The 291-nt window shown below is 66.7% G+C and carries 1 protein-coding gene; it reads right to left on the bottom strand.

Going from position 1 to position 291, the window contains the following annotated elements; all coding sequences use genetic code 11:
- Nucleotides 1-291, bottom strand: a 291-nt coding sequence (locus tag ACLFKU_RS44530; protein WP_410853492.1) for an AMP-binding protein, incomplete at both ends; no start/stop codon positions are given.

Below are 291 nucleotides of genomic sequence, written 5' to 3'. Positions count from 1 at the left end.
CCCGGATCTTGACCTGCTCGTCGGTGCGCCCCAGAAACTCCAGATTGCCGTCCGGCAGGTACCGCGCCAGGTCCCCCGTGCGGTACAGCCGATCGCCCTCCACAAAGGGACTGGCGATGAACCGCTCTGCTGTCAGCTCGGGGCGGTTCAGGTAGCCACGCGCGACCCCCGCCCCGCCAATGTAAAGCTCGCCCACCGCCCCGAACGGCACCGGCGCGCCATGACCGTCCAGCACGTACACCCGCGTGTTCGCAATCGGACGGCCGATCGGGACCACTGATCCATTAAAAT

The sequence above is a fragment of the Paraburkholderia sp. EG304 genome, assembly GCF_046543485.1.
In the GTDB taxonomy this organism is placed as follows: Bacteria; Pseudomonadota; Gammaproteobacteria; order Burkholderiales; family Burkholderiaceae; genus Paraburkholderia; species Paraburkholderia youngii.
The sequence above is the reverse complement of the archived record's forward strand: the minus strand, read 5'-3'. Positions and strand labels throughout refer to the sequence as shown.